Source organism: Terrabacter sp. 2YAF2 (genome assembly GCF_052114705.1).
GTDB lineage: Bacteria > Actinomycetota > Actinomycetes > Actinomycetales > Dermatophilaceae > Terrabacter.
Window position 1 is genome coordinate 1 of sequence record NZ_JBFRFG010000026.1, and the last position, 17,638, is coordinate 17,638.

A 17,638-nucleotide genomic window follows, 5' to 3' on the forward strand; every position below is an offset into this window, starting at 1 on the left:
GCTCCGGCTGCGCCGCCGCCCTCGACGCCGAGCACTACCTCGCCGCCCTCGAGGACACCGCCACCCCCGCCGAGGCCGCTGCCGAGGCCGCCCTCATCGACGAGACCGACTCCGGCGCGATCCCCGACCCCCGCGCCACCGTCGGCGCCGACGCCTAGCCTCGACCCCAACCACCAGCCCGCCCGACCCAGCCCCGCCGCACACCGAGAAGGAATCTCCATGGCACTGAAGAACACGACCGACGCCACCTTCGCCGACGACGTCCTCATGAGCGACAAGCCCGTGCTCGTCGACTTCTGGGCGACGTGGTGCGGCCCGTGCCGCAAGGTCGCCCCGATCCTCGAGGAGATCAACGAGCAGTACGGCGACAAGATCGAGGTCGTCAAGCTCGACACCGACGCCAACGTCGACACCGCCGCCCGCTACGGCGTCGTCTCGATCCCCACGCTCAACGTCTACGTCAAGGGCGAGGTCGTCAAGACCATCGTCGGCGCGCACCCGAAGCCCAAGCTGCTCCGTGAGCTCGAGGAGTTCATCGGCTGACCAGCAGGTCACGCGTTGGGGTGGTCCACCGTCACGGTGCCACCCCTTCGGCGTACTACGCTGCAGACGGCGCCCGACCACACCCGACCGACGCACAGCCCCCCGCGACCCGTTCGGAGCCCTCCGAGGAAGGAGCCAGATGACCCCCCAGCAGTCAGTCGTGCTCCGGCGCGGCGATTCCGGCCCCGCCGTGGCCGCCGTGTGCGAGCGGCTCATCCTCTCCGGCGACCTCACGGGCGGCCCAGGACACGGTGACCATGTCGGCGACCCCGTCTACGACGAGCGGGTCGAGCAGGCGGTCAAGTCCTTCCAGCAGCGTCGCGGGCTCATCGTCGACGGCGTCGTCGGACGGTCCACGTATGCCGTCCTCGACGGTGCGCGCTGGGCCCTCGGTGACCGCGTGCTGCGTTACCTGCCCGAGCACTTCATCGAGGGCGACGACGTCGTGACCCTGCAGGCCCGCCTCGCCGAGCTCGGTTTCACCCCCGGCAAGGTCGACGGTCTCCACGGACCGAGCACCGACTCGGCCCTGCGGGCCTTCCAGGCGGCGGTGGGCCTGGTGCCCGACGGCACGGTCGGTCCGGAGACGATGCGCGCCTTCGCGGGCCTGCGCCGCTCGGTCAGCGGCGGGTCAGCGAACGCCCTGCGCGAGCGGGAGCACATCCGGCGCGGCGGCTACAGCCTGAGCGGGCGCACCATCGTCCTCGACCCCGGGCACGGCGGCGGCGACTCCGGTGCCCACGGTCACCGCGGGCTCGTCGAGGCGCACCTCGCCCTGGACCTCGCGCGCCGCATCGAGGGGCGCCTGTCGGCCCACGGCGTCAGCGTCGTCTTCACCCGCACGGAGACGACCGACGGAGGCACCGACGAGGAGCGTGCGGCCTTCGCGAACGCATGCGACGCAGACCTCGTCCTCTCGCTGCACACCGACCACACCGCGTCCGGCTCGGCCCACGGGTCGTCGACGTACTTCTACGGCCATCCCGACAATCCCGCCCACGCCGACTGGTCGGTCATCGGCGAGAGCTTCGCCGACCTGCTCCTGCGTGAGGTCGTGGCCCGCACCGGTCTGACCGACTGCCGCTCACACGCCCGGACCTGGCCGCTGCTGCGTCGCACCCGCATGCCGGCGGTGCGCCTCGACTTCGGCTACCTCAGCCATGAGGGGGACGCCGAGTCCCTGGCCGACGCCCAGATCCTCGACCACGTCGCCGAGGCCGTCGTCGTGGCACTGCAGCGCGTCTACCTGGGTGACGCCGACACGTCGCGCACCGGCGTGCTGCGCCTCGACGACCTCCGCCGCCACCTCGAGACCATGCGCGCGCAGCAGGTGTCCGCCGACAGCTCGGTGGGCTGACGCAGCGCAGAGCGTCTCCCGGCGTCTTCCTGAGACCTGCTGGCTCGGGCGCCCGGTCAGTCCGGATGGGTGACGTGAGCGTGGCTGGAGCCGTTGGGGTGGGTCTCCGGCACCGGCCGCATCCCCGGTACGCGCGCCAGCGCCCGTGCCAGCGCCGCCGCCGCCTCGTCGCGCAGCGTCACCACCGTGCGCAGCTCCATCCGGAGCCGTGGGTATGCCGGGTGGTCGCGTTCGACACGGAAACCGACCTTCTCGAGGAAGGGCGCATCGAGCACGCAGGCGTGTCTCGAGACGGCGAGCGGACGCGCGGCCACGGCCTCGAGCGACCGGGACCGGTGGTGCAGGGCGTCCTTGGCCGCCGTCTGGACGAGTGCCTTGCGCAGGCCACGGTCAGCCTGGCCCGGCAGGGTCATCGCCGTGAGGAGCATGAGCGTCGACGGGTCGGACGGCGCGGTCGCGAAGGCCGCCAACCGGGGCACGTGCCGCGCCGGCGCGATGAGCACATGGCCGGCGGGCTCGCCGTCGACGTAGGCGACGCGCCCCGGGGGACCCCAGTCCGCCATGACCGTCTCGACCCAGTCCAGGAGCAGCTCCCCCGGCTCGCGCGGGTCGGCCTGCCCGTTGCGCGGCACCGTCTGCCAGAACGTGCAGGGAGCGCACGCGCCGACGAGGTCGGCGACGCGGTCGGGGGTCAGGGGCAGGAGCTCACGCATCGTGTCTCCTCACTGCCCTCATGACCCCATTCTGGCCTGCTCGCCGCCAGCCGCACCATGACCACGGGGCGGCCGTGTCACGGCCGGTGCGGGACCGCGCTCCCGCGGCCACGCGGCATACCGAATTAGGGTGGGCGCATGAGCGAGCCGGGCACCTACGTCGAGAAGAACTTCAAGCGCGACACGAACTACATCACCACCCGGATCACGACCGACGGGCGCGACGGCTTCCCCGTCGAGGCGGGGCGCTACCGCCTCGTCGTCGCGCGCGCCTGCCCGTGGGCCAACCGTGCCATCATCGTGCGGCGCCTGCTCGGGCTCGAGGACGTCCTCTCGATGGGCATCTGCGGCCCGACGCACGACAAGCGGAGCTGGACCTTCGACCTCGACCCGGGCGGCCTCGACCCGGTGCTGCAGATCCCGCGCATCCAGGACGCGTACTTCAAGCGTGAGCCCGACTACCCCCGCGGCATCACCGTCCCGGCGATCGTCGATGTGCCGACGGGGGCCGTCGTGACGAACGACTTCAAGCAGATCACCGTCGACCTCGAGACGCAGTGGCGCGAGCTCCACCGCGACGGCGCTCCGGACCTCTATCCCGACGCCCTCGCCGACGAGATCGAGGCGGTGAGCGAACCGATCTACCGCTACGTCAACAACGGCGTCTACCGCTGCGGCTTTGCCGGCACCCAGGAGGCCTACGACAAGGCGTACCGCCGGCTGTGGGAGAACCTCGACCTGCTCGAGGAGCGCCTGACGACGCGCCGCTACCTCGTCGGCGACCACATCACCGAGGCCGACGTGCGCCTCTTCACGACGCTCGTGCGCTTCGACCCCGTCTACCACGGCCACTTCAAGTGCAACCGCAGCAAGCTCATCGAGATGCCGGCGCTGTGGGCCTATGCGCGCGACCTCTTCCAGACGCCCGGGTTCGGCGACACGGTCGACTTCGTCCACATCAAACGGCACTACTACGTCGTGCACACCGACGTGAACCCGACGAGCGTCGTGCCTCTCGGGCCCGCCCTCGAGAACTGGGCCACGCCGCACGGACGCGAGGAGCTCGGCGGCTCTCCCTTCGGTGACGGCACTCCCCCGGGGCCGCCGCGCGAGGTCGTGCCAGCCGCGCACAACCCGGTGCTTAGCCTGCTGACAGACTGAGCCAGCGGGCCGTATGCCGGTGGGTTCCTTTGTCCTGCAACGGAACCCACCGGACTGGCGGCGTCAGGAGAGATAGAACTCCGCGAGAGCAGGGGCCAGCACCGGGGCCGGCACATGGTGGAACTCGCCCGGGAGCTCGACTGCGCGACCGTTCGGCAGGGCGTCCGCGAGCACACCGGCCGAGTCGTGCAACCACGGCATGGCCGTGCCGCTGCTGCAGACCGCGAGGAAGGGCACGGTGACGCGGCGCAGCGTCTCGGCGGGCAGACGCTGGTCGTCGCCGCCGAGGCACAGCCCGTCGTACTTGACGGTGTAGGTCATCGCGAGCATCGGCTCCCACGTCGGCGTGCCCTTCATGCCCTCGACCATCTCGACGGGCATCCCGACGACGACGTTGTTGAAGTAGCGCAGGATGCCTTCCCGGTCACCGGCTGCCTCGAAGCGCTCGAGCGTGCCGATGTAGTCGTCGGGGGCGGGTGGCCACGCCTCGGTGCGATAGGGCACCTCGATCGCCGACGCCTTCGTGACGGGAGCGCCGGCGGCAACGGCCTCGACGACGAGAGCGCCGCCGGAGGAAATGCCGAAAGCGTAAGCAGGAGAGGCGGTTTCGCCAGCAGCCTCGATGACGGCCGTGAGGTCCTCGATCTCACGGCTGACCGTGTAGGGCTGAGTGTCACCGCTGTCACCGCGGCCCCGACGGTCGTACGTCACCCCGGTCAGACCCAGCTCCCCCAGCGCCTGTGCCAGGTCGCGGAAGGACCCACGGTCACAGAACGCACCCCCGACGACAACCGCGACGGGCCCCGACCCGTAGGCCTCGTAGGCGATGGTGGTGCCGTCTGCCGACGTGGGCTTCTCGATCTCGCTCATCTCTGACTCCTCGGTGTAGGTGGCCCACTTTCGAGGCCCTCATCCCTGCGTCGATCGAGACCGGAGCATCTCGACACGTCGGACGTCGAAAGTCTGACCCACTCACGTCCGTTTGCGTGAGAAGACCTCACGACGGTCCTCCTCCGGCACGGTCTCCATGAAGGCCATGACCGCCTCCGTGAGTGCCGGCCAGGTCTGGTGCTGCTCGATCGGCACGACGGTGCCGACGACCTGGTCCGTGTGCACCTCGACGAGGTTCCAGGACTGCGGACCGTCGACGCCCATGAGCAGCTCGCGGGGGGCGCCCACGTCGTCGACGTAGCTGACCCCACCCGCGACGAAGACGGGCACCCGTCCGAGCGTGCCGAAGCTCGTGACATGGAGGTGGCCGCTGAGAACAGCGCGAACGTCCGTCCCCTCCAACACGGCGCGGAGCCGATGGACGTCGTCGAAGTCGAGCAGCTGCATCACTGGCGACCGGTAGGTGATGGGTGCGTGGTGCATGACGAGGACCGTGCCATGCTCCGCTGGATCCGCGAGTTTCCTTGTGAGCCAAGCATATTGGTCGTCCGATAGTCCGCCGTGGTGGTAGCCCGGCACAGCCGTGTCGATCGTGATGATGCGGAGCCCGTGGACGTCCGTCACGGTGTCGTGCGGCGCGTCGGTGTCGACGCCGAAGAGCGTCCTGGCCATCGGTCTGCGCTCGTCATGGTTGCCCCCTGTGAGCACGAGCGCGCAGCCGAGCCGTTCGACGACCGGATCGACGATGGTCCGCAGCAGGCCGTAGGCCTCCGGATCGCCGCTGTCCGCGAGGTCCCCCGAGATGACGAGGGCGTCGACCCGCTCCTGCGACGCCTCGACCCGGGCCAGAGCCTGGCGCAGCTGGTGCTCGGTGTCGATCCGGCCCGCGAGCAGGCCTCCGCGCGCGATGAGATGGGGGTCGGAGAGGTGCGCGATGACATGCGTCGGCGCCGGCCGTGATGCGGTGAGGGCCATGCCGCCACCCTAGGCGCAGTCACCAGTCCCGTCGTGCGATGAGTGGCACGAGGTGCGAGGGTGGGACCGGAGGTCTCCATGCCCATTCCCCATGCCGTCACCCGCTTCAACAAGAAGTACCTCAACCAGGTCCTCGTGCACCTTGCCGGCCACGGGTGGTTCGTCGAGCTCGAGCACGTCGGCCGCCGGTCGGGTCGCACGTTCCGGATCCCGATCATGGCCTTCGACCGCGGCGACGTCGTGACGATCGCCCTGACGTACGGGAGCGGCGTCGACTGGCTGGCCAACCTGCGCGCGGCCGGCGGGGGCCGGATGCGCCTGCGCGACGAGCTGCTCGCGCTCGGGGCGCCTGCGTCCGTGCCCGAGGCCGAGGGCCGTGCCCGGATGCCCCAGCCGCCACGGCTGTTGCTGCCGCTCCTCGGGTGTCGCGACTACGTCGAGATCCCGGTGCTGTCCCGATCGCCCTTCGTTCGTTGGTGAGCAGGGGTTGGTGAGCAGGGTTTGGTGAGCCCGGCACCCCCACCCGCGAACCTCAGTGCCTCACCTGGCAGTTGGGACACCAGAAGAGTCTCCGACCAGCAATCTCCTTCTCCTGCAAGGGTTTTGAGCACCGTGGACACGGTTGACCGGTGCGCTTGTAGACGAGAAACCGTCGGTCGAACGTGTCGCCGAGCCGTTCGCCGGTCAGTCGTCGGGAGATCGCGCGGCCCCGACCGGACCGCATCACTCGCCCCGCCTCGTCGACCTGGTCGGGCATCGTGATGATCTGCGAGAAGGTGCGCCCGAGCGGCATGAGGAGGACGAGGTCGTCCCAGATCTCCTGCCAGATGTCCGCAGACACGTCGACGCCCCGGGTGAGCGGGTCCACGGCCAGGCGGTGCAGCACCTCGCAGCGGTAGACGTTCCCGACACCCGCCACGACAGACTGGTCCATGAGCAGCTCGGCCACCGTCCGCCGACTCCGATGGACCCGGTCCCAGCCGGCATCGGGGCGCTGCCCACGTCGCAGCGGGTCGGGACCGAGCGTGGCGACGATCTCACGCTGCCGCGCGCGATCGACCAGGGAGCAGATCATCGGTCCACGCAGGTCCGCGAAGTGTTCCGGACCCACGAGGCGCAGCCGCACGGCTCCGACCGGGGGTGAGGGGCTGCCCGCGACGAGATGTTTCACGGGAAACATCCCGATGAGGCCGAGGTGCACGTGCAGGGTGGTGTCGCCGATCTCCACGAAGAGGTGCTTGCCCCACGCCTGCGCCCGCTCGAAGATCCGACCGTTCAAACGGCCGGCATCGGCAGCGAAACGACCCTGCGGGCTCCTCGCCTCCACCTCATGGCCACCGAACGCGCGTCCCAAGCGGTCCGCCAGCGCATGGATCGTGTGGCCTTCAGGCACGTGCCGTCCTCTCCGTGCTGCGCCCTGCGGCAAGGCGTTGCTCAGCCGAACGTGCGCAGCGCCTCCGCGCCGGCAGAAGCAGGGACGCCCATCAGGCCCAGGATGCGGCGCAGGTCCTCGACCGAGGCGAACTCGACCGTGATCTTGCCCTTGCGCTGGCCCAGGGCGATCGCGACGCGCGTCTCGAGGTGGTCGGAGAGGTCGGTGGTGAGGTCGTCGAGCTGCGGGTGGCGGCCGCCCTGGCGAGGCCGACGCGCCTTCGGGGCGTCGTTGCCCTCACCGAGGGCGACGAGCTCCTCGACGTTGCGCACCGACAGCCCCTCGGCGACGATGCGTTGGGCCATGCGCTCCATCGCGGCGCCATCGGCCATTCCGAGCAGGGCGCGGGCGTGTCCGGCGCTCAACACGCCTGCGGCAACACGGCGTTGCACGAGAGGCGGCAGCTTGAGCAGGCGCAGCGTGTTGGAGATCTGCGGTCGCGAGCGGCCGATCCGGGTGGCCAGCTGCTCGTGGGAGCACCCGAAGTCGTCGAGCAGCTGCTGGTAGGCCGCGGCCTCCTCGAGCGGGTTGAGCTGGCTGCGGTGCAGGTTCTCGAGCAGCGCGTCGCGCAGCAGGTCGTCGTCGCTCGTCTCCTTGATGATCGCCGGGATGGAAGCGAGTCCGGCCGCCTGTGAGGCGCGCCATCGACGCTCACCCATGATCAGCTCGAAGGTCCGCCCCTGCGCCTCATCGAGCTGGTCGGTGGGGATGCGCCGCACGACGATGGGCTGGAGCACGCCGATCTCGCGGATCGAGTGCACGAGCTCGGCCATGTGGTCCTCGTCGAAGACCGTGCGGGGTTGCTTGGGGTTGGGCCGGATCGAGTCGATGTCGAGCTCGGCGAACTCCGCGCCGGGCACGACCGCGAGTCCGTTGTCGGCGGCCGTGTCGTCGGCGGCGGTCCTCCCATCAGCGCCCCACGTCTGTGACGACTGGTCGCCCGAGGTATCCCTAGGTGTCCCGTATCCCGCCGGCGAATCGTTGGCGTGGTCGCTCGTCGGCACGGACGATTCGGCCCCAACGGGCGTGCTGTTGTGCGTCAACTCCGCCGCAGCCGGCTCTGGCTGCTTCTGCTCGGCGAAGAAGACGTCAACCGGACGTCCGGCGCCTCCACTGGGTGTGCTCGGAATGAGCGCTCCGAGACCTCGACCCAGTGCGCGTCGCTTCTCCGCCATGCAACTACCCTCCACCGTCTCGGACGCGGCCATCGCATCCGGGGGCCCAGTCTAGGTGCACGGCGGTACACCTCCGGGTACCCGGGGCCGGCATCCATTCGCGTTCCTCGCCGAATGGACCGACACGATCGTCGGTTTCACGTGAAACTGGACCGCGCAGGATGGTGTGACGTCCACTGAGCGGCGTGTTTCACGTGAAACACGCCGGGGGCAGTTTCACGTGAAACAGGGCCGCCACCGTGACGGTGACGACCCTGTGGTCGAGATCGATGGCTCGTGGCCGGTCACGTCGGTCCGGCTGCCCCACGGTCGGCCAGTTCGCCTGCAGCCTCGAGATAGGCGAGGGCACCACTGCTTGCCGGGTCGTAGGTCATCACAGTCTCGCCGAAGCTCGGTGCCTCCGAGACACGAACCGAGCGGGGCACCGTCGTCCGAAGCACCTCTTGGGGGAAGTGCTCACGCACCTCGTCGGCGACCTGCGCGGAGAGGCGGGTGCGCCCGTCGTACATCGTGAGCAGGATCGTCGACACGTGCAGCGTCGGGTTGAGGTGGCGCTTGATGAGGTCGATGTTCTTGAGCAGCTGCGAGAGGCCTTCGAGCGCGTAGTACTCGCACTGGATGGGGATGAAGACCTCGCTCGCAGCGACCATCGCGTTGACGGTGAGCAGGCCAAGGCTGGGCGGGCAGTCGATGAGGATGTAGTCGAACTCGTGACCTCCGCCTTCGCCCGCGGCTGCGATCGCCTTCTGCAGTCGTGACTCCCGGGCGACGAGAGACACGAGCTCGATCTCCGCGCCGGCCAGGTCGATGGTGGCCGGGGCACAGAACAGGTTCTCGACCGTGCTGCACGGCTGAACCACGTCGAGCAACGGCGCGCTGTCGACGAGCACGTCATAGATGGACGGCACTTCGGCGTGATGGTCGATGCCCAGTGCCGTGCTGGCGTTGCCCTGGGGATCGAGGTCGATGACGAGCGCCCTGAGTCCGGACTGAGCCAGCGCCGCGGCCACATTGACCGTGGTGGTGGTCTTGCCGACACCCCCCTTCTGGTTGGCGACCGTCAGGACGCGCGGGGAGACCGGCTTGGGGAACTGGCGACCCGTCAGCTGGATGCGTCGTCGGGTGTTGTCGGCGAGCTCCCGGCCCAGGGGCGTGTCCGTGCCGGGAGTCGGGATGGCAGCTGCCAGCGCCTCCCGGTCGGCACGGTCGTCCTTCATCTGGGCGCCGGGACCATGGTCGTCCACAGGCTTGTCCCCAGCCTCAGATGCGGGGATTTCCCGTTCAAAGGCGGGTGTTGTCGGGACTTCGTCCACCGCGTTGTCCACAGCGGTGGATGGCGAGGCGTGGTCGTCTGGCATCGCGCTGCCCGCAGGCGTCTCCAGCGCGACGACGTCACCTTGCGCGTCGCCTGTCGAAGTGGCGTCACCCACGTGGGCGACCTCGCCGTCACGGACGTCGGTGACGACTGCACCAGCAGCCGCCCCAGCGGCCACGACGTCTTCGACGGGCACCTCGTCGGTTTCACGTGAAACACTCAGCATGCGGGCAAGCCACCCCAGACGTCGGTGCTCCGGTTCTGGATCTGGTTCGCTCGGCCAGCCCAGATTGGTCGACATCGTCACGGGGAGAGCACCTCCGGGGTTGAGGGTCGTCCGGCGGAGTGATCCGCACGCAGCGCCCGTCGTCATGGTCTGGACACGATCATCGCTGATCGCGCGGCTTGTCGCCGACTGCCGGGCCGGAGCGTCGCGCAGCCCGTGGGCGATCGGCCCGTCGGCGGGCAGATCCAGCGCTCGAGGGCTGGCGCGAGCGGAATCGCCGACGGTCCACGACGTCGCCGATCGTGCATCGGAGCACGATCGTCGGCTCACCCAGCACCGCGGCGCCGTACTCGTGCACCCCGGCGTCCACGACGCCGAGACGGGTCAGCGCGGTTCGGCTCTCGGACAGCTCCTCTGCGGCGCGGCTTCCCTTCAGGGCGAGGAGGCTGCCGCCGGCGTCGAGGAGGGGCAGGGTCCACTCGGCGAGCTGGACGATGCGAGACACCGCACGGGCCGTGACCCAGGGGGCGTGGAGCCGGTCCCAAAGTGCTTCGGCACGCGCCGTGTGGACCGTGACGTTGGTCAGGCCCAGCTGCGCGACCGCCCCGGTGAGCCAGCCGGTGCGTCGAGCCAGCGGCTCCACGAGGTGGAGGTCGAGGTCCGGACGGGCGATAGCGAGGGCAAGTCCCGGCAGGCCGGCGCCGGACCCGACGTCGATGACCTGCTGCCTCCCCGTACGACGGGGAATCGCCTCCTGGACCACCGCGCAGTTGAGAACGTGGCGGTCCCACAGGCGCGGAGTCTCGCGCGGACCGATCAAGCCGTGACTGATCCCCGTGTCGGCCAGGATCGTCACGAAGTGCTCCGCGAGCTCGAGCCGGTCGCCGAAGACCTCTGCGGCAGCAGATGGGGTCGCCGGCGGGCCGGCAGCGCCGAGCGCACCGTGGGTCACGGGCTCTCACTCCTAGGGTCGTGCGTCTGGCGATGGTGCCTGCGATGGGGAGCCGTTTCACGTGAAACGGCACCTCTCATTCGGGCAAAATGACGACGTGACGGTGCGGCTCCGCACCCTCTGACTCGGAGACGAGCCCGGCAGCAGCAACCTCGTCGTGCACGACCTTGCGCTCGAAGGCGGTCATCGGGTCCAGCGAGCGCTTCGTGGCGGAGTCCTTGACCTCGGCGATCGCGGTCTGGGCGAGCTCGACCAGCGCGGAGCGACGCTCGGCCCGGTACCCGGCGACGTCGAGCATGAGCCGGCTGCGTTCGCCGGTCTGGGCCTGGACGGCAAGTCGCGTCAGCTCCTGGAGGGCCTCGAGCACCTTGCCGTCGGTGCCCACGAGCCGGCGCGGGACGCGACCCTCGTCAGAGTCGACGATGGCGATGGCTGCCCGGTCACCGTCCACGTCGACGTCGATGTCCCCGTCGAGGTCGGCGATGTCGAGCAGGGTCTCGAGGAAGTCCGCAGCCACCTCGCCCTCACGCTCCAGCTGGCGGACCCGTGACTTCTTGTCGGTCTTGTCGGTCTTGTCGGCCGGCTCGGGGCCCGCCTCGTCTGCCATCGGGGCGGCTGCCTCGATCGTCTCGGCCACGACGGCGGCCGGAATGGACTCGGTGGCCTGCTGGGTCGACAGCGGCGCCGCTGGATCGGCGGGCGTCTCGACGTCGGTGGCCTGGGGGTCGCTCATGAAAACTCCTTCATTCACCGGGGCAGATCTGTGGACAACGTGCGTTTCCGCAGGTCAGAGGCCCATGGCAGTGTGGACAAGTATGTGGACGAACCTCAGCGGCGGTTCTTGGTCGGCTGGGTCCTGGCGCGCTTCTTGCCCTTGGGCTGCTGGCGCTGGCCTGACTTGGACGCGTCGTCGGGGACGGTCTCGGAGCCCTCGAGGCCCGGCACCGTCAGCTCCTGCATGTCCTTGCCCTTGCGCTTGAGGCGCTCACGGCGGGCGCGCTCGGCCTCGGATCCGGGAGCCGGCATGTTGCGGATGACGTAGAACTGCTGGCCCATGGTCCAGAGGTTGGTGGTCAGCCAGTAGAGCAGGACACCGATGGGGAAGTTGATGCCGGAGAACGCGAAGAAGAGCGGCATCAGGTAGAGCAGGACCTTCTGCTGCTTCGCGAAGGGGTTGTCGAGCGCGGAGGCCGGCATGTTCTTGCGCATCAGCTGGTACTGCGTCGTGAACGTCGTCGCCGACATCAGGACGATGAGCACCGCGCTGAGGATCTTGACGTTGAGCGTCGTGGAGTGGACGAACGAGTCCGATAGCTTGGCCCCGAGGATCGTCGAGGTCTCGATCGTCTGTGCGACCTGCCGGGTGATCGGGCCGATCGGCGGCTGCGTGCCCTCGGCGATGCCCTTGAGGTTGTTGAGCAGCTGGAACAGCGCGAAGAAGAAGGGGCTCTGGATCAGGATCGGCAGGCAGCTGCTGAACGGGTTGGTCCCGGTGCGCCGGTAGAGATCCATGATCTCCGCCTGCTGGGCCTTCTGGGACTCCGGGTCCCGCTTGCCCTTGTACTTCTTCTGGATCTTCTGCATCTCCGGCTGGATGAGCTGCATCCGGCGGGAGGAGTGGATCTGGCGCACGAAGAGCGGCATGAGCAGGAGACGGACGACGACCGTGAGGCCGACGATCGACAGGGCCCACGCCCAGCCGGACCAGGCGCCGGTGAGCCCGAGGGTCTCCCAGAACGCGTGCCAGCCGTACATGACCCAGGCTTCCCCGAGCTTGATCGGGTAGAGCACGGTGTTGAAGAACTCGATCAACGTCATTCCTCTGTCGTAGGGCGGGCGGCGGGCCGCTCACCGCTGATCGGCAACGATATGCCGGATGTTCAGGTGGTGTGGTCGTGCGCCTCAGGCAGGTCGGGGGCGCGGTAGTCCTCGGGTCGCACGTCGTTGCGGGTGGCCCACGTCAGGGGCACCGGGTCGACGCCGCCCGGGGTCCAGGGGTGGCAGCGACCGATCCTTCGGATGGCGAGCCAGCCACCGCGCACCGGTCCGAAGCGGGTCAGCGCGGTGACGGCATACGCCGAGCAGCTGGGGTAGAAGCGGCAGCTGGGCGGGGAGAGCGGGGAGATGAACCGCTGGTAGAACCGGACCGCGAGCAGGAGCGGCGACGCGAGCACCCGGTTGGCCGTGGGGCTCATGGTCGGCACGCCTTGTCGAGCTGGCGAGCCACGGCCAGGTCGAGCTCGTCCCAGCTGGCGGTGGCGGCGGCGGGGTTGGCCCGCACGACGACGTCGAGCCCGGTGGGTAGGCGACTCAACCTGGCTGCGACGCTGGCGCGCAACCGACGCTTCGTCCGGTTGCGCACGACGGCGTTGCCGACGGCCTTGGACACAACAAAACCGACGCGCGGCGGATGATCCGCACGCACATCGGTCCGGTTGGCATGCACGACGATGAGTCGCCCGCCTGCTCTGCTGGCGCCGGGCCCGCGTACTGCCGTCGTGAAATCCGTCCGCTCACGCAGTCGGTGACGTGCCGGCAGCACGCCGCGGCCTCCGGCGGCTCAGGCCGAGAGCTCGGCGCGGCCCTTGCGACGGCGGCCGGCGAGGATGGCACGGCCGGCGCGGGTGCGCATGCGCAGGCGGAAGCCGTGCGTCTTGGCGCGGCGACGGTTGTTCGGCTGGAAGGTGCGCTTGCTCACGAGGTTCTCCGTAGGTTGCAGGGTCCGCTCCGACGTCACGACGACGTCGGCCCGGCTCCCGTTCTGGGGCTGGCGATGGCCGATGCGACCGCAATCGGCAAGCCCGTGGAGGACCGAGTTCGTCCGGCTGGGCCGGGTTCGGGGCCACGGGCATGCGAAAGAGGTCGCAGACACGCTCGGTCAACGATACGGGAGCCGCGGAACGAGGGTCAAACCGGCGGAGCCGTCGAGCGAGAGCGGACCAAACCGACGATTTTCCGAGGTCGTTCGGCGATTGCAAGGCGACACGCCGCGGGGGGCGCAGATCTGTGGACGGCTCGATTGTCTTTCGTGCCCCGGCGCCTGTAGGTTTTCGTCTTCACGATCCTCGCCACCCCAAATGCACAGGCTGTGGACAAACGTGTGGACAACAAGGCATCGTTCACCGGGACGCGGACGGGTCCAGGACGTCCGACCCGGCACACCGGGCTCCCGCTCGGTCCGGATCGAGCCGGGGCACAACAGGGTGCGACAGACATGACTCAGGGGCAGGTGGGATCACGGTGGCCGAGACAGGCGTCGATTACGCGCAGATCTGGCAGCAGACGCTCGGCACCCTCGACTCGGTGGGGCTGTCGAACCAGGAGCGCGCGTTCGTCCGACTCTGCCGCCTCGTCGGCGTGCTCGACCAGACCGCGCTGGTCCGGGCACCCAACACCTTCACCAAGGACTTCCTCGAGCAGCGCGTCCGCGAGCAGATCCACAACGCGCTAGCCAGTCAGCTCGGGCACCCGGTCCAGCTCGCGGTGTCGGTCGACGAGAGCCTCGAGACCGACCTGGGGATGATCAGTGACGAGCCCAGCGGTCAGGCCTCGGTCCACGGTGGCTCCCGAGGCGGACCGTCAGGCGGCATGGGTGGCCACCAGAACGGCTCGGGCGGCTACGGGTCGAACGCCCACAACCCCCTGCGTGACCTGGCCGAGAGCGCGCCAGCGCTCAACGGCGCCGACCTCGACGAGCCGCACCAGCCGGCATACCCGGGCGGTCAGACGCGGATGGAGCTGGGCCCCGACCCGCTGAGCGGCGGGGAGAGCGGGCCACTGCGCCTGCAGCAGCGCGTCGAGCCGAGCTCGCCCGGCGACACGCGGCTCAACCCGAAGTACACCTTCGATACCTTCGTCATCGGCGCGAGCAACCGCTTCGCCCACGCGGCGGCGGTCGCGGTCGCTGAGGCCCCCGCCAAGGCATACAACCCGCTCTTCGTCTACGGCGAGTCCGGGCTGGGCAAGACGCACCTGCTCCACGCCATCGGGCACTACGCGCGGACGATGTTCCCCAACGTCCGCGTGCGCTACGTGAACTCCGAGGAGTTCACCAACGACTTCATCAACAGCATCCGTGACGACAAGGCGAGCGCGTTCCAGAACCGCTACCGCAGCGTCGACGTGCTGCTCATCGACGACATCCAGTTCCTCCAGGGCAAGCTGCAGACCCAGGAGGAGTTCTTCCACACCTTCAACACCTTGCACAACGCGAACAAGCAGATCGTCATCACCAGCGACTTGCCGCCGCGCGAGCTGTCGGGCTTCGAGGACCGGATGCGCACGCGCTTCGAGTCGGGGCTGCTGACCGACGTGCAGCCGCCCGACCTCGAGACCCGCATCGCGATCCTGCGCAAGAAGGCGATCCAGGACCGCATGTCGGTGCCGGACGACGTGCTCGAGTACATCGCGACGAACTTCAGCACCAACATCCGCGAGCTCGAGGGCGCCCTGATCCGCGTCACGGCGTTCAGCAACCTCAACCGTCAGGCCGTCGACCTGCCGCTCGCCGTCATCGTGCTCAAGGACGTGCTGCCCAACGAGACGCCCAACCAGGTGACGGCCGCGACGATCATGGCGGTCACGGCCGCCTACTACGCCGTGACGCTCGAGGACCTGTGTGGCTCGAGCCGCTCGCGCCAGCTCGTCACGGCCCGCCAGATCGCGATGTACCTCTGCCGCGAGATGACCGACCTCAGCCTGCCCAAGATCGGCCAGCACTTCGGCGGTCGCGACCACACGACCGTCATGCACGCCGACCGCAAGATCCGCGAGCTCATGGGTGAGCGTCGCGCCATCTACAACCAGGTCACCGAGCTGACCAACCGGATCCGCCAGCAGTCCCACTGACGCGTAGGCGGCGCCGCTGAGTGACCCGATGGCGTATGCCGTGTCGCTCGGCCCGCGTCAGGCTGCCCTTTCGGCGTGGTCCGCCTTCGCGGCTCGGCGGGCGGCGATGGTCGCCGTCAGGGCGTCGTCCCACGGCGTCGGCTCGAGCCCGAACGTGCGCTGCGTCAGGTCCGAGTCGAGCACGAACGGCCGCTCGAACTGGTGCCGGGTCTCGCGCAGCTCGCGCATGAACGGGACGACGAGGCCGGCGGCGGTGCCGAGCGGACGGGGCAGCACGCGCACCCGGCGGAGCTTGACGCCGGCCACCCGCGCGATGTCGCCGGCCGCCTCGTCGAAGGTGCGCGCCGGAGACGTCGGGACGTGCCAGGCGCGACCCCAGCCCTCGTCCCCGGTCGCCACCCGCGCGGCGAGGCGACCCACGTCGGGGACGTAGGTCCACGAGTGGGCCACGTCCGCCCGCCCGGCCGGCACGAGAGGCGTGCGGCCCGCGAGCAGCGCGTCCATGACCACGTCATTGAGGTAGCTCGTGCGCGTCGTCGTGCCGGGGCCGAAGTAGTCGCTCGAGCGCAGCTCCGTGACGCGCAGGCGGCCGGCCTCGTGGCGGGCCAGGGCCTCGGTCCACATGTCGGCCCGGATGCGCCCCTTGTGGCCGGACGGGTGCATCGGGTCGTCCTCGCGCATGGGCGCCTCGACCTCGCCGTAGCCGTAGAGGTTGCCGATGATGACGAGGCCAGCCCCGGACTCCTCGGCGGCGGTCAGGGTGGCGGCGGCGATCGGCGGCCAGTCGGTGTCCCAGGTCGTGTAGCTCGGCGGGTTGACGGCGTTGACGATGCTCGTGGCGCCCCGGGCCAGCTCGGTGACGGCGCGCGCGTCGCCCGCGTCCAGGGACACGACCTCGACGGAGTCAGGGTGGGTGTCCTGCCACGGCCGCTCCGTGACGCGGCCGGAGCGCGACGCGAGGGTCACGGTGTGCCCGAGCGCGACGAGCTCGGCGGTGGTTGACCGTCCGACGCCTCCGGCGCCGAGGACGAGGTGGTGGGTCATGGGAGATCCTCTCGAGTCAATGGTGAGCACTGCTCACACTTAGAGGATGACACGCGCGCGACCGCCAGGCAAGAGCAGTGCTCACACTTTCTGCAAACTGTGGCAGGCTCGGATCCATGGAGCCCTCGCCCCGCCCTGATCTGCCCCTGCCGCCGCGCGTCGAGGGGCAGCAGGCCGCGACCGCCGGACCGCCGCTCGGAAAGCGCGCGCGCAACCGGCTCGCCGTCGAGGCGGACATCCTGCGCGTCGCACGCCAGCACCTCGCCACGGAGGGCGCCGCCGCACTCAGCCTTCGGGCGGTCGCCCGCGACCTGGGCATGGTGTCCTCCGGCATCTACCGCTACGTCGACAGCCGGGACGAGCTGCTGACCCGCCTCATCATCGACTCGTACTGGTCCCTCGCCGCAGCCGTGCGCTTGGCCCACGACAGCGTCGCGCGGGACGACCTCGAGGCACGGTGGGACACCCTCGGACGGGCCCTGCGCGCCTGGGCGATCGACCGGCCGCACGACTTCGCCCTCATCTACGGCTCGCCGGTCCCGGACTACGAGGCCCCGGCGGAACGTACCCAGGAGGCCGGCACCGCGGTGCTCGCCCTCCTCGTGTCCCTGCTCGACGACGTGCGACGGGCAGGCCGGCTCGCTGCAGGCGACCGCCTCGGACTCGTCGACGAGCGCGCCCACGCCGCGGTCGGTGCCATGCTCGAGACCCCGATGTTCGCCTCGACCCGACTCGACGCCACCTCCCTGGTCCAGGGGATCGCGGCCTGGACGCTGCTCCTGGGCGCCGTGACGAGCGAGGTCTTCGCGCAGCTGGGGCCAGTTCCGGACGGGGAGGCGCTCTTCGAGAGCCTCCTGGCGGTGTCGAGACGGTGCGTCATCGGACCCGTCGATGCGTAGCCGGTGTCCGGCCGAGGGCGCACCAACGCCCGTCGGCGAGCCGGTGCGGTGGGGTCGGGCGATCCACGTCCACATCCATCCACAGGGTTGTCCACACCTGTGTGCAC

The 17,638-nt window shown here is 69.8% G+C and carries 19 protein-coding genes; 6 read left to right on the plus strand and 13 right to left on the minus strand.

From position 1 onward, the window contains the following. Window positions 1-219: 219 nt before the first annotated feature. Window positions 220-543 (plus strand): thioredoxin, encoded by a 324-nt coding sequence (trxA, locus tag AB4030_RS20195; protein WP_081920461.1) that lies wholly within the window; start codon window positions 220-222, stop codon window positions 541-543. Window positions 544-682: 139 nt separating this feature from the next. Beyond that, on the plus strand, window positions 683-1,900 hold the full coding sequence (locus AB4030_RS20200; RefSeq protein ID WP_442280993.1) for an N-acetylmuramoyl-L-alanine amidase: 1,218 nt from the start codon (window positions 683-685) through the stop codon (window positions 1,898-1,900). A 56-nt stretch (window positions 1,901-1,956) separates the two neighbouring features. Here AB4030_RS20200 and AB4030_RS20205 read toward each other — a convergent pair whose 3' ends face one another. Continuing rightward, a complete protein-coding gene (locus AB4030_RS20205) occupies window positions 1,957-2,613 on the minus strand; it encodes a GNAT family N-acetyltransferase (protein WP_442280994.1) in 657 nt (218 codons plus the stop codon). Window positions 2,614-2,751: 138 nt separating this feature from the next. Between AB4030_RS20205 and AB4030_RS20210 the strand changes: the two genes are divergently transcribed. Continuing rightward, window positions 2,752-3,774: a glutathione S-transferase family protein gene (locus AB4030_RS20210; RefSeq protein WP_442280995.1), complete on the plus strand. Its 1,023-nt coding sequence runs from the start codon at window positions 2,752-2,754 to the stop codon at window positions 3,772-3,774. Window positions 3,775-3,837: 63 nt separating this feature from the next. Here AB4030_RS20210 and AB4030_RS20215 read toward each other — a convergent pair whose 3' ends face one another. Then, window positions 3,838-4,644 (minus strand): alpha/beta fold hydrolase, encoded by an 807-nt coding sequence (locus AB4030_RS20215; protein WP_442280996.1) that lies wholly within the window; start codon window positions 4,642-4,644, stop codon window positions 3,838-3,840. Between the two features lie 102 nt (window positions 4,645-4,746). After that, window positions 4,747-5,640 carry a metallophosphoesterase gene (locus AB4030_RS20220; RefSeq protein ID WP_442280997.1) on the minus strand — a complete coding sequence of 298 codons (894 nt, stop codon included), beginning with the start codon at window positions 5,638-5,640 and terminating at the stop codon, window positions 4,747-4,749. A gap of 78 nt (window positions 5,641-5,718) precedes the next feature. Here AB4030_RS20220 and AB4030_RS20225 point away from each other — a divergent pair, with 78 nt between their 5' ends. Continuing rightward, complete coding sequence (locus tag AB4030_RS20225; protein ID WP_442280998.1) at window positions 5,719-6,120, plus strand: nitroreductase family deazaflavin-dependent oxidoreductase; 402 nt, start codon at window positions 5,719-5,721, stop codon at window positions 6,118-6,120. 52 nt (window positions 6,121-6,172) lie between these two features. Here AB4030_RS20225 and AB4030_RS20230 read toward each other — a convergent pair whose 3' ends face one another. From AB4030_RS20230 to rpmH, 9 genes are all read right to left on the minus strand, one after another. Then, complete coding sequence (locus AB4030_RS20230) at window positions 6,173-7,033, minus strand: Fpg/Nei family DNA glycosylase (protein ID WP_442280999.1); 861 nt, start codon at window positions 7,031-7,033, stop codon at window positions 6,173-6,175. A gap of 41 nt (window positions 7,034-7,074) precedes the next feature. After that, the gene (locus tag AB4030_RS20235; RefSeq protein WP_442281000.1) at window positions 7,075-8,247 is read right to left on the minus strand and encodes a ParB/RepB/Spo0J family partition protein; all 1,173 of its coding nucleotides are present in this window, start codon (window positions 8,245-8,247) and stop codon (window positions 7,075-7,077) included. Between the two features lie 284 nt (window positions 8,248-8,531). Next, window positions 8,532-9,863, minus strand: a complete 1,332-nt coding sequence (locus AB4030_RS20240) for a ParA family protein (RefSeq protein WP_442281032.1) — start codon at window positions 9,861-9,863, stop codon at window positions 8,532-8,534. Between the two features lie 85 nt (window positions 9,864-9,948). Further along, entirely contained in the window at window positions 9,949-10,740 is a 792-nt protein-coding gene (gene rsmG, locus AB4030_RS20245) for a 16S rRNA (guanine(527)-N(7))-methyltransferase RsmG (RefSeq protein WP_442281001.1), read from the minus strand. A gap of 76 nt (window positions 10,741-10,816) precedes the next feature. Next, on the minus strand, window positions 10,817-11,473 hold the full coding sequence (locus AB4030_RS20250; protein ID WP_442281002.1) for a Jag family protein: 657 nt from the start codon (window positions 11,471-11,473) through the stop codon (window positions 10,817-10,819). Between the two features lie 95 nt (window positions 11,474-11,568). Continuing rightward, the gene (gene yidC / locus AB4030_RS20255) at window positions 11,569-12,552 is read right to left on the minus strand and encodes a membrane protein insertase YidC (protein ID WP_442281033.1); all 984 of its coding nucleotides are present in this window, start codon (window positions 12,550-12,552) and stop codon (window positions 11,569-11,571) included. A gap of 68 nt (window positions 12,553-12,620) precedes the next feature. Further along, entirely contained in the window at window positions 12,621-12,935 is a 315-nt protein-coding gene (gene yidD / locus AB4030_RS20260) for a membrane protein insertion efficiency factor YidD (protein ID WP_442281003.1), read from the minus strand. After that, window positions 12,932-13,282 (minus strand): ribonuclease P protein component, encoded by a 351-nt coding sequence (rnpA, locus tag AB4030_RS20265; RefSeq protein WP_442281004.1) that lies wholly within the window; start codon window positions 13,280-13,282, stop codon window positions 12,932-12,934. Before rnpA ends, yidD begins: the two co-directional genes overlap by 4 nt. 18 nt (window positions 13,283-13,300) lie before the next feature. Beyond that, the gene (gene rpmH, locus AB4030_RS20270) at window positions 13,301-13,438 is read right to left on the minus strand and encodes a 50S ribosomal protein L34 (protein WP_028051105.1); all 138 of its coding nucleotides are present in this window, start codon (window positions 13,436-13,438) and stop codon (window positions 13,301-13,303) included. A gap of 542 nt (window positions 13,439-13,980) precedes the next feature. Here rpmH and dnaA point away from each other — a divergent pair. Then, window positions 13,981-15,588: a chromosomal replication initiator protein DnaA gene (dnaA, locus tag AB4030_RS20275; protein WP_442281005.1), complete on the plus strand. Its 1,608-nt coding sequence runs from the start codon at window positions 13,981-13,983 to the stop codon at window positions 15,586-15,588. A gap of 57 nt (window positions 15,589-15,645) precedes the next feature. Here dnaA and AB4030_RS20280 read toward each other — a convergent pair whose 3' ends face one another. Continuing rightward, window positions 15,646-16,632: an NAD-dependent epimerase/dehydratase family protein gene (locus AB4030_RS20280; protein ID WP_442281006.1), complete on the minus strand. Its 987-nt coding sequence runs from the start codon at window positions 16,630-16,632 to the stop codon at window positions 15,646-15,648. Window positions 16,633-16,748: 116 nt separating this feature from the next. Here AB4030_RS20280 and AB4030_RS20285 point away from each other — a divergent pair, with 116 nt between their 5' ends. Beyond that, window positions 16,749-17,531 carry a TetR/AcrR family transcriptional regulator gene (locus tag AB4030_RS20285; RefSeq protein WP_442281007.1) on the plus strand — a complete coding sequence of 261 codons (783 nt, stop codon included), beginning with the start codon at window positions 16,749-16,751 and terminating at the stop codon, window positions 17,529-17,531. The last annotated feature ends 107 nt before the right edge of the window (window positions 17,532-17,638 follow it).

Bases quoted from the DNA above. Each gene is read 5' to 3' on its own strand.
- AB4030_RS20285 (WP_442281007.1), top strand. From the start codon at position 16,749: ATGGAGCCCTCGCCCCGCCCTGATCTGCCCCTGCCGCCGCGCGTCGAG.
- AB4030_RS20280 (WP_442281006.1), bottom strand. From the start codon at position 16,632: ATGACCCACCACCTCGTCCTCGGCGCCGGAGGCGTCGGACGGTCAACC.
- AB4030_RS20235 (WP_442281000.1), bottom strand. From the start codon at position 8,247: ATGGCGGAGAAGCGACGCGCACTGGGTCGAGGTCTCGGAGCGCTCATT.
- AB4030_RS20210 (WP_442280995.1), top strand. From the start codon at position 2,752: ATGAGCGAGCCGGGCACCTACGTCGAGAAGAACTTCAAGCGCGACACG.
- AB4030_RS20240 (WP_442281032.1), bottom strand. From the start codon at position 9,863: ATGTCGACCAATCTGGGCTGGCCGAGCGAACCAGATCCAGAACCGGAG.
- AB4030_RS20220 (WP_442280997.1), bottom strand. From the start codon at position 5,640: ATGGCCCTCACCGCATCACGGCCGGCGCCGACGCATGTCATCGCGCAC.
- AB4030_RS20205 (WP_442280994.1), bottom strand. From the start codon at position 2,613: ATGCGTGAGCTCCTGCCCCTGACCCCCGACCGCGTCGCCGACCTCGTC.
- AB4030_RS20215 (WP_442280996.1), bottom strand. From the start codon at position 4,644: ATGAGCGAGATCGAGAAGCCCACGTCGGCAGACGGCACCACCATCGCC.
- trxA (WP_081920461.1), top strand. From the start codon at position 220: ATGGCACTGAAGAACACGACCGACGCCACCTTCGCCGACGACGTCCTC.
- AB4030_RS20200 (WP_442280993.1), top strand. From the start codon at position 683: ATGACCCCCCAGCAGTCAGTCGTGCTCCGGCGCGGCGATTCCGGCCCC.
- yidD (WP_442281003.1), bottom strand. From the start codon at position 12,935: ATGAGCCCCACGGCCAACCGGGTGCTCGCGTCGCCGCTCCTGCTCGCG.
- AB4030_RS20225 (WP_442280998.1), top strand. From the start codon at position 5,719: ATGCCCATTCCCCATGCCGTCACCCGCTTCAACAAGAAGTACCTCAAC.
- AB4030_RS20250 (WP_442281002.1), bottom strand. From the start codon at position 11,473: ATGAGCGACCCCCAGGCCACCGACGTCGAGACGCCCGCCGATCCAGCG.